The sequence below is a fragment of the Mesorhizobium sp. M4A.F.Ca.ET.050.02.1.1 genome (genome assembly GCF_003997725.1).
In the GTDB taxonomy this organism is placed as follows: Bacteria; Pseudomonadota; Alphaproteobacteria; order Rhizobiales; family Rhizobiaceae; genus Mesorhizobium.
In genome coordinates this window covers 1-9060 of the sequence record NZ_RZSG01000183.1, presented here as the reverse complement: position 1 = coordinate 9060, position 9060 = coordinate 1, and the positions used below count along the sequence as shown (strand labels likewise).

The following is a 9060-nucleotide window of genomic DNA, read 5'->3' as shown; positions in this document are numbered from 1 at the left end:
GTCGGAGACGATGCCGACCGAGAAGACGACAAAGACGGTGCCAAGGAGACCGGCGAGCAGCTTGTTGACTTCGTTGGAATCCATACGCCCCTTGCTCCCTTTTCCGGCGGACCGATCCGTCCACTCCGTCCGTCGGTGTCCCGAACCGACCTCTCAGCCCGGTCAAATCGGGCGGAAACTAGGTCTTTTGCTCCGGCGTTGCAACACCTATAAGGGCGCTTCCAGTGAGACCTTTTGCCACTTTCGCCAGCCCTCTTTTGCAACGCCCCGTCGCACCGATGTCAACGCTCATCCTGATCCCGGCCCGCATGGCCTCGACCCGCCTGCCGGGCAAGCCGCTGGCCGACATTTTTGACGTGCCGATGATCGTCCATGTCGCCCGCCGCGGCGCCGAGGCCGGGCTTGGCCGGGTCGTGGTGGCGACAGACACCGAGGCCGTGGCGGAGGCCGTGCGCGCGCACGGCTTTGAGGCCGTGATGACCCGTGACGATCACCAGTCCGGCTCCGACCGCATTTTCGAGGCGCTAACAGTGCTCGATCCGGAGAAAAAGGTCGAAACCATCGTCAACGTGCAGGGCGACCTGCCGACCATCGATCCGCAGATCATCCGCGCGTCGCTGAGGCCGCTCGAGGACAAATCGGTCGACATCGCCACACTCGGCGTCGAGATCGTCCGCGACGAGGAGAAGACCAATCCGAACGTCGTCAAGATCGTCGGCTCGCCGCTGTCTGCGACACGGCTCAGGGCGCTCTATTTCTCCCGCGCCACCGCGCCCTGGGGCGAGGGGCCGCTCTATCACCATATCGGCCTCTACGCCTATCGGCGTGCCGCGCTGGAGCGCTTCGTCGCGCTGAAGCCGTCGCCGCTGGAACGACGCGAGCGGCTGGAGCAGTTGCGGGCGCTGGAGGCCGGCATGCGCATCGATGCCGAGATCGTGCAATCCGTGCCGCTCGGCGTCGACACGCCCGACGACCTGGAGCGCGCCAGGGAAATCCTTTCAACCTGAGATATTAGGCATGCCTGAAAAGACCAACAGAATATCCTTCCAGGGCGAGCCGGGCGCCAATTCCGACACTGCTTGCCGCAACATGTTCCCGTCGATGGAGCCGTTGCCGTGCCCGACCTTCGAGGATGCCTTCGTCGCGGTCGAGACCGGCAAGGCCGAGCTCGCCATGATCCCGATCGAGAACACGATCGCCGGCCGTGTCGCCGACATCCATCATCTCCTGCCGGAATCGCGGCTGCACATCGTCGGCGAATATTTCCTGCCGATCCATTTCCAGTTGATGGTGCTGCCGGGCGTGCAGCGCGAAGCGATCAAGACCGTGCACAGCCACATCCATGCGCTCGGCCAGTGCCGCAAATACATCCGCAAGAATGGCTGGAAGCCGGTCGTCGCCGGCGACACGGCGGGCTCGGCGAAGATGGTCTCCGAGGTCAAGGACCGCACCATGGCGGCGCTCGCGCCGGCGCTCGCAGCGGAGCTTTACGGCCTCGACATCATCGAGAAGAACGTCGAGGACACGGACAGCAACGTAACCCGCTTCGTCGTGCTGACAAAGAACAAGCAATGGGCCGAGCGCCCTTCGGCCGACGCCAGGATGATGACCACCTTCATCTTCCGCGTCCGCAACGTGCCGGCGGCGCTCTACAAGGCGATGGGCGGCTTCGCCACCAACGGCATCAACATGACCAAGCTCGAGAGCTACCAGCTCGGCGCCTTCACCGCGACGCTGTTCTATGCCGACATCGAGGGTCACCCGGACGATCCGCTGGTCAAGCTGGCGCTCGACGAGCTGCGCTTCTTCTCGCGTGAGATGCGCATCCTCGGCGTCTATCCGGCAAGCGCGTCGCGCGAGCAATGGAAGGTGGCCGACTAACACTCTCGTTTCAACGCTTGGTGTCGAAGGCTCGATCCGAGCCAATCAGCCGTGCGATCTTGTCGATCGTCGCGCGCACCTCCGGCAACTTGCGATCATCGCCGTGCACCACCAGCCATTGTTCATGTGACAGTTCCTCGATCACGTCATCCGTGCGAACCAGATCGGTGTGGGCGTCGCCAACGAAACAGGGCAGCACCACATGGCCAGCGCCAGCAAGCGCGAGGTCAAGGAGTGAGCGCGGCTGAGTGACCTCAAAGCGGATTTGATCTCGTTTGTTGGCGCGCACCCAGATTGCTGATGGTGTGTTCACCGTAGCCGCGATCCAATCAGATTTTCGAACGGCATTCGGGTGTGAATAGGGAGCAAATGCTACGGTCTTTGTCCTGCGAGCCGCGAGTCCTGGCTCGGACGGCCTGCGATTTCGAATCCCGATCAACGCCTCGCGCCTGCCGATGTTCTGCACCTCCTCAACGGCGCTGAAGACGATACTCCGGTCGGTCACGCCCAGTTTCTCAATGTTGCGGGCCAGGTACCACGTCATCCAGGTGCCCGCGGACACACGGATGGGCGCCGACGCGTTTCGTCGTGAAAACGCCCTTGTGATATCAAGGAACCGCTGCTCAATGGTCTCCGCCTGGGATGTCAGCGCTCGACCTGCTGCGGTCAACTCGTAGCCGGATGGCAGTCGAGAGAACAACTCGGCGCCCAACGCCCGCTCAAGATCGACGATATGTCGGCTCAGCGTTGCCGCACTCTGGCCGACAGCCTTCGCTGCGGATGAAAGGCTTCCTTCGCGCGCGACTGCCAGAAAGATTCTCAGATCCGACCAGTCGACAGTCATTTCATTCATGCAAAACCCTCTTCATTTTTGAAGACTCCCATCTGAGATTGATCTGGCGCCATATCAAGACCGGACAGCCAGCGGAGAACATATTTTATGGCAGCGAAAATTCACTTGGGATCGCGCATTGGCATGGGTTGCTGGGCAATCGGCGGTCACTTTTGGTCAGGCGAGACCCCGGTCGGGTATTCCGGCGCGGACGACCGCGAATCCGTAAAAACCATTCATGCGGCATGGGATGGTGGAGTTCGGCTCTTCGATACGTCGGCGGTGTATGGCGCCGGGCACTCGGAGGAGCTTTTGGGCGAGGCGCTCTCAGGCCGTTCGGAGGCAGTTATCGTGTCGAAATTCGGCCATTCCTTCGATCCGGCCTCCCGCCAGATGACTGGCTCTAGGTTCGATCCCGAATATGTGCGCTGGTCGGTTGGTGAGAGCCTTCGCCGACTGGGCCGAGACGGCATCGACGTGATGTTGCTCCACTTGAACGATCTCTCGATCGAACATGCGGAACCGGCGTTTGAGGTTTTGGAGCAGCTTGTTCGAGCCGGAGACATTCGAAGCTACGGCTGGAGCACCGACTTTCCATCAAGCGTCCAGGCGTTCGCTGACCGGAGCGGCTTTTCAACGGTCCAGCACTCGATGAACGTTTTCTTCGATGCACCCTCAATGTGCAAAGCCGCATATGATAACAGTTTGGCGCAGCTGACCCGGTCGCCACTCGCCATGGGCGTGCTAACAGGCAAATTCTCGGATGGACGGACCGTTCCGCCAGACGACGTCAGGTCGGTTCCCGCGGATTGGCAGGTATATTTTGAAGCGTCGCGCGCCCGTTCCGAGTTGACAGAGCAGATTGATGCTATCCGCGATTTGCTCACCGCTGGCGGGCGGACGCTCGGTCAGGGTGCCTTGTGCTGGCTGCTATCGAAAGGTGGCAACATTCACCCCATCCCCGGCGCAAAAACCCCCGAGCAGGCTGTCGAGAACGCCGCGGCCATGGAATTTGGGCCGCTGTCGGAGACCGTGATGGCTGAGATCGAAACCATTCTCCAAAGACCGCCAGAAGGTGAGTTTCGTGCTCGATAGCTTCGCAATGGCCACTCTGGATCGAACGCGGTCGTTCGCAGTGACTGGATATCAACTCCAGCCGAGCGGCACGTAGTCGATCTCCATGAACGCCTCGACCTCGGGCACCCAGCGATCGCGGACAAAAGCGACGTGGTCGGGGTGCTCGTTGTACCTTGTGTAGGCAGCCTGGTCGGCGAACTCCATCGAGAAGCCGAAGCGGTAGTCGTTCTTGGGGCTGACCTGCCGCAACTGCTCGAAATGCGTGACACCCTTGATCCCGGTCAGGATCTTCCTGGCGTCATGGAGGAAGCGCTTTTCCTCCAGCGAATGCGGCGCATGCTTCAGCGTGAACACGACTGTGTGACGGATCATCTTTCGCTTTCCCTCATTCAGCTATTCGGCATCGACCCAGGCGCGGATGAGATGGTGCGCGATCGCACCCTTGGGCGGCGTGACCAGATTGCCAGGATGCGCCCTGTCCAGCATCAGGCGCACCTCGTCGCGCAAAAACCACCGGCAGTCTTCCAACTCGTTGAGGTCGGCCTGGATGTCGTCGTTGAGCGGCTCGCCGAAGCACCCGATCATCAGCGAATAGGGGAAAGGCCAGGGCTGGCTGGCGTGGTAGACGACGCGGCCAAGCTGGATGCCGGCCTCCTCCAGCGTCTCGCGGCGCACCGCCGCCTCGATCGTCTCGCCCGGCTCGATGAAGCCCGCCAGCGCTGAATACATGCCAGGCCCGAAATGACGGCCACGCCCGAGCAGGCACTTGTCCGCCGTCACCGTCAGCATGATCGCCACCGGATCAGTCCGTGGAAAATGGTCGGTGCCGCAGGCCGGGCAGTGCCGCCTGTAGCCGCCGGCGCGCATTTCCGAACGGCTGCCGCATTTGCTGCAGAAGGCGTGGCTGGCGTGCCAGGCAAGAAGGGCCGCCCCTTGCGCCAGCGCGCCGGCCGCCGCCTCGTCGATCAGGCCTTGCATGTAGACGGACCGGTAGTCGATCGCCTTGATGGTCGCGGGAAGCTGCTCCGGCTCAACGGCCGCCGGCACCGCCAGCACGGGGCCGGCCTCGGAAAAGCCGAGCAGCACGCCGCGGTCGAGCGAGACGTCGAAGGCTTTGCTTTCGGCTGCGCCGAACCAGGGGTCGAAGCTGCCGTCCTCATGTTTCAGATAGAGCCGGCCGCCATGCATCAGCAGCAGCCGCGTCGAGGGATCGGCGAGCGCCTGCTCGACGGAATCGTCGGCGCGGGTCTCCGATTGCCGATCGATCTGGTTGCCGGCGAAGCCGACGAACTGGCTGGGCTCCCGCAAGGGTGCGTCAAACAGGCGGAAGGGCATGGGGACTCAGAGCTTTATGGACACGGGTCAGCTTATAGCGCCGCCTTGATCGTTTCGGCAAACCGGCGGATCTCGGAATTACTGTAGGGTTCGCGCAGGCCATGTCCCCAGACCGGCCCCGGCCATGCCGGATCGCCTTCCGAGCGCGCGATGACGTGGATGTGCAGCTGCCGCACGATGTTGCCCAGCGCGCCGGTATTGATCTTGGTGCAGCCTGTCGCCTTCTTCAGCGCTTGCGCCACCATGTTGGTCTCGAAGGTCAGCATCGCCTGGTCGAGCGGCGTCAGGTCATGGATTTCCTCCACGCCCGGCCGCTGCGGCACCAGGATGAGCCATGGCCAGCGGCAGTCGTTCATCAGCCTGAGTTCGCACAGGCCGAGCCACATCAGCTGCTCGCTGTCCGCCTCCAGCCTGGCGTCGAGCGTGAATCCGGCCTTGAGGCCCGGCAGCATTGGCGTTTCCCTCACTTTTTTGGACTTTGCACCGTCTTTTTGACCGATGAACGCTAGAGCGGCTGCAGAGGGGCTGCAAGCGAATCATTGGCCGGTATTGCGGATTTGAAGACGCGCCCGCCAGTACGCCGCGCACGACCGGCGCCGCCGATTCCGCTCCGCCCTTGCATTTCATCGTCGAATTGCCGATATGGAGGCCGGGAGGTTGGTGGTGGACGATCCACTCGCCAACCGGGTCAGGTCCGGAAGGAAGCAGCCCTAACGAGCCCGGAACGGGTCATTGTTCCAGCCTCCCACCTCTTCGCCTTTCTTTCGCGACATTGACGGCGTCAAGCCGTGCGGGCGAAACTATGCGCAGGAAACGGCCGCCTTCCGTCGCGGTCCTGGGAGCTTTGACGGCGAATGAGCGAAGCCGGAAATTCGGGGGCGGAAAGCCTGGGGACAGGCAAGGCTGGCGCCTATCGCGTTCTGGCGCGCAAATACCGCCCTTCGAATTTCTCCGAGCTGATCGGCCAGGAACCGATGGTCCGCACGTTGACCAATGCCTTCGCCTCCGGCCGCATCGCCCAGGCCTGGATGCTGACCGGCGTCCGAGGTGTCGGCAAGACGACCACGGCCCGCATCCTGGCCCGGGCGCTGAACTACAAGACCGCCACCGTCGACCAGCCTTCGGTCGATCTTTCCATCCCCGGCGAGCATTGCCAGGCGATCATGGAAGGACGTCATGTCGATGTCATCGAGATGGACGCCGCCTCGCACACCGGCATCGACGACATCCGCGACATCATCGAGCGCGTGCGCTACGCGCCGGTCTCGGCCCGCTACAAGGTCTACATCATCGACGAAGTGCACATGCTCTCCACCCAGGCCTTCAACGGCCTGCTGAAGACGCTCGAAGAGCCGCCACCGCACGTCAAATTCATCTTCGCGACCACCGAGATCCGCAAGGTGCCGATCACAGTCCTGTCGCGCTGCCAGCGCTTCGACCTGAGACGCATCGATGCCGGCGCCCTGGTCGCGCACCTGTCAGCGATCTCCGCCAAGGAAGGCATTTCGGTCGACGACGACGCGCTGGCGATGATCGCGCGCGCCGCCGAAGGCTCGGCGCGCGATTCACTCTCCATCCTCGACCAGGCGATCGCCCATGGCAGCGGCGCGGTCAGCGCCGAGGCGGTGCGCGCCATGCTCGGCCTCGCCGACCGCGCCCGCATCGTCGACCTGTTCGAGCATGTCATGAAGGGCGACGTCGCGGCGGCATTGGCCGAATTCCGCGCCCAGTACGACACCGGCGCCGATCCGGCCGCGGTGCTGACCGACCTTGCCGAATTCAATCATCTCGTCACCAGGCTGCGCTTCGTGCCGACGGCCGCCGACGATGCTTCGCTGTCGGAGGATGAACGCCGGCGCGGCGGCGATTTCGCCAGGACGCTGTCGGTGCGCGTGCTGTCCAGGACATGGCAGATGCTGCTGAAGGGCATTCCCGAGGTGCAGTCTTCGAACCGGCCGGTGAGCGCTGCCGAGATGGTGCTGATCCGGCTCGCGCATGCTGCCGACCTGCCGACGCTGGACGAGGCGCTGAAGTCGCTGGAAGGCGCTTCGCCGGTTCCGAATGGCGCGCCGCGCGCCAACGGGGCCCCAGCAAGCCCGGGCAATGGCGGCGCAAGCGCCGTGGCGCAGGCGCGCATGCCTTCGGCCAGCGGCGGCTCGCAGACGATGCGGCTGGTCGAGGCGCAGCCCGTGCCTACTGCCTTCGTCCCGGCACCGGAACCGGTCGTCGAAGCGCCCGCTGTTCCGGTCAAGTCGCTGGCCGACATTGCCGCCCTTGCCGATTCCAATCGCGACATCGCCTTCAAGGTTTTGATCAAGCGCTGCGTGCGGCTGGTGCGCGTCGAGCCCGGCCGCCTCGACGTCAGCCTGACCGAAGACGCGCCGAAGATGCTGCTCAACGACCTGACCGCCAAGCTGCGCGCCTGGACAGGCCGCAACTGGCTGGTGTCGCTGTCGAAGGAAGATGGCGGCCAGACTCTTGCCGAGATGGAAACGACGAAGCGCGAGACCGCCTTCCTCGACGCCAAGAGCGACCCGACGGTCGCCGCCATCCTCGCCCGCTTCCCAGGCGCCAAGATCATTGACGTGCGCATTCCGGACATGCCGGAAGTGGAAGAGGCCGAGGCCGACCTGCCGGTCGAGCCGGCGGCCGATGACGACGAAATCTAGAGTATGATCCCGAAAAAGAGGGAACCGGTTTTCGGACAAGATCATGCTCCAACAAAGAACTGAAGAGGACATTGGGATGAAGGATCTGCTCGGCCTTATGGGCAAAGCGAAGGAAATGCAGGCCAAGTTCCAGGCCATGCAAGATGAGATCGCCACGCTCGAAGCAACCGGTCAGGCCGGCGGCGGCCTGGTCAGCGTGACACTGACCGGCAAGTTCGAGATGAAGGTGCTGAAGATCGATCCGTCGCTGTTCAAGGAGGACGAGGCCGAGATTCTCGAGGACCTAATTCTCGCCGCTCACAATGACGCCAAAAATAAGGTCGAGCAGGTCATGCAGGAAAAGACCAAGGCGCTCACGGCAGGCTTGCCGATCCCGCCTGGAATGAAATTGCCGTTCTGAGCCGGCTGCCGCCAGTTAATTGATTATGAATGGAAATCGGACACCGGGGTGGTTGTTAAGACATTCCCCGGCTTTGTTCACGAGGTCATTTCCAGCCATTCATAAAGTTTTACCTATGCTGCACGAATGCTAATCCTTTAGCCATCTTTTTGCCTTTAAGAGTCTCATTCTTGCCACATCTCGGGGCGGGCTGGCATCTGGAAATGAGGCTTTTTTGTTGATCGCGACGCGATGGAAGACGCCGCTGCTGTTGCTCGGCATTGTCACTTCCCCCTTGCTTCTGGCCGGCTGCAGCCAGACCACTTCGCACGGTATGTCGGTGGCCAAGCTGACCGATGCCATCACGCCGAGTTTCCTGAGCTCACGCTCTTACGGCGCCACGCCGAAGGACAGGGAGTGCCTCGAGCGGGCGATGTTCTTCGAATCCAACCGGTCGAGCCGCGACGGCATGATCGCCGTCGGCACCGTCGTCATGAACCGTTTGCGCTCGGGCCAGCACGGCAGCACGATTTGCGAGGTCGTCGGCGAGAAAGGCCAGTTCGCGCCCGGCGTGATGACCCGGCCGATGAATTCGAAGGCGATGCCCGACGTCGAGGAGGCCGCCGACGCCGTGCTCAAGGGCGAGCGCAAGGCCAAGCTCAAGAACACCATGTTCTTCCACACCGCGGGCCTGCGCTTCCCCTACAAGAACATGCACTACACGATGGTCGCCGGCGGCAATGCCTTCTACGAGAAGCGCGGCCGCAACTGGCAGCCGCTGCCGGACGAGCCGATGGTCGCCGTAGCCTCGGCCACGCCGCGCCAGGCGGCGCCTGCTACCGCCCCGGTGCTCGTGGCGTCCGCGGAGCCGGTGGTCAAGACGATCG

At 63.0% G+C, this 9060-nt stretch carries 10 protein-coding genes, 1 other RNA gene and 1 pseudogene; 7 read left to right on the top strand and 5 right to left on the bottom strand.

All coding sequences use genetic code 11. From position 1 onward, the window contains the following. Window positions 1–84, bottom strand: a pseudogene (locus EOA33_RS40470) (cytochrome c family protein); the annotation flags it as partial. A 194-nt stretch (window positions 85–278) separates the two neighbouring features. On the opposite strand from EOA33_RS40470, the gene EOA33_RS14655 reads away from it, so the two are divergent. Continuing rightward, window positions 279–1007, top strand: a complete 729-nt coding sequence (locus EOA33_RS14655) for a 3-deoxy-manno-octulosonate cytidylyltransferase (protein WP_126056707.1) — start codon at window positions 279–281, stop codon at window positions 1005–1007. Window positions 1008–1017: 10 nt separating this feature from the next. Next, window positions 1018–1881, top strand: coding sequence for a prephenate dehydratase (locus EOA33_RS14650; protein ID WP_126056706.1), 864 nt, complete (start codon window positions 1018–1020; stop codon window positions 1879–1881). 10 nt (window positions 1882–1891) lie between these two features. Here the strand turns inward: EOA33_RS14650 and EOA33_RS14645 are convergent, their stop codons facing one another. Continuing rightward, entirely contained in the window at window positions 1892–2734 is an 843-nt protein-coding gene (locus tag EOA33_RS14645; RefSeq protein ID WP_127405940.1) for a LysR family transcriptional regulator, read from the bottom strand. An 87-nt stretch (window positions 2735–2821) separates the two neighbouring features. Here EOA33_RS14645 and EOA33_RS14640 point away from each other — a divergent pair, with 87 nt between their 5' ends. Then, complete coding sequence (locus EOA33_RS14640; RefSeq protein WP_245482336.1) at window positions 2822–3808, top strand: aldo/keto reductase; 987 nt, start codon at window positions 2822–2824, stop codon at window positions 3806–3808. Between the two features lie 51 nt (window positions 3809–3859). Here EOA33_RS14640 and EOA33_RS14635 read toward each other — a convergent pair whose 3' ends face one another. Genes EOA33_RS14635 through EOA33_RS14625 form a run of 3 tightly spaced genes read right to left on the bottom strand, consistent with a single transcriptional unit; the run spans window position 3860 to window position 5577 of the window. Then, entirely contained in the window at window positions 3860–4162 is a 303-nt protein-coding gene (locus EOA33_RS14635; RefSeq protein ID WP_126056704.1) for a Dabb family protein, read from the bottom strand. Between the two features lie 21 nt (window positions 4163–4183). Next, entirely contained in the window at window positions 4184–5125 is a 942-nt protein-coding gene (gene nudC, locus EOA33_RS14630) for an NAD(+) diphosphatase (RefSeq protein ID WP_127405939.1), read from the bottom strand. A 32-nt stretch (window positions 5126–5157) separates the two neighbouring features. Continuing rightward, window positions 5158–5577: an HIT family protein gene (locus EOA33_RS14625; protein WP_126056702.1), complete on the bottom strand. Its 420-nt coding sequence runs from the start codon at window positions 5575–5577 to the stop codon at window positions 5158–5160. A gap of 200 nt (window positions 5578–5777) precedes the next feature. On the opposite strand from EOA33_RS14625, the gene ffs reads away from it, so the two are divergent. From ffs to EOA33_RS14605, 4 genes are all read left to right on the top strand, one after another. Then, an RNA gene (gene ffs / locus EOA33_RS14620) (signal recognition particle sRNA small type) lies at window positions 5778–5874 on the top strand. 105 nt (window positions 5875–5979) lie between these two features. After that, window positions 5980–7794: a DNA polymerase III subunit gamma/tau gene (locus tag EOA33_RS14615; protein ID WP_126056701.1), complete on the top strand. Its 1815-nt coding sequence runs from the start codon at window positions 5980–5982 to the stop codon at window positions 7792–7794. Between the two features lie 76 nt (window positions 7795–7870). Beyond that, the gene (locus EOA33_RS14610; protein WP_126056700.1) at window positions 7871–8194 is read left to right on the top strand and encodes a YbaB/EbfC family nucleoid-associated protein; all 324 of its coding nucleotides are present in this window, start codon (window positions 7871–7873) and stop codon (window positions 8192–8194) included. A gap of 217 nt (window positions 8195–8411) precedes the next feature. Then, window positions 8412–9060 (top strand): cell wall hydrolase (locus EOA33_RS14605; protein WP_145989144.1); only part of this gene is annotated, 649 nt, incomplete at its 3' end.

Excerpts from the sequence above, each read along its gene's own strand:
- EOA33_RS14615 (WP_126056701.1), top strand. The coding sequence starts at position 5,980 with ATGAGCGAAGCCGGAAATTCGGGGGCGGAAAGCCTGGGGACAGGCAAG.
- EOA33_RS14650 (WP_126056706.1), top strand. The coding sequence starts at position 1,018 with ATGCCTGAAAAGACCAACAGAATATCCTTCCAGGGCGAGCCGGGCGCC.
- EOA33_RS14655 (WP_126056707.1), top strand. The coding sequence starts at position 279 with ATGTCAACGCTCATCCTGATCCCGGCCCGCATGGCCTCGACCCGCCTG.
- EOA33_RS14625 (WP_126056702.1), bottom strand. The coding sequence starts at position 5,577 with ATGCTGCCGGGCCTCAAGGCCGGATTCACGCTCGACGCCAGGCTGGAG.
- EOA33_RS14610 (WP_126056700.1), top strand. The coding sequence starts at position 7,871 with ATGAAGGATCTGCTCGGCCTTATGGGCAAAGCGAAGGAAATGCAGGCC.
- EOA33_RS14640 (WP_245482336.1), top strand. The coding sequence starts at position 2,822 with ATGGCAGCGAAAATTCACTTGGGATCGCGCATTGGCATGGGTTGCTGG.
- EOA33_RS14635 (WP_126056704.1), bottom strand. The coding sequence starts at position 4,162 with ATGATCCGTCACACAGTCGTGTTCACGCTGAAGCATGCGCCGCATTCG.
- nudC (WP_127405939.1), bottom strand. The coding sequence starts at position 5,125 with ATGCCCTTCCGCCTGTTTGACGCACCCTTGCGGGAGCCCAGCCAGTTC.
- EOA33_RS14645 (WP_127405940.1), bottom strand. The coding sequence starts at position 2,734 with ATGAATGAAATGACTGTCGACTGGTCGGATCTGAGAATCTTTCTGGCA.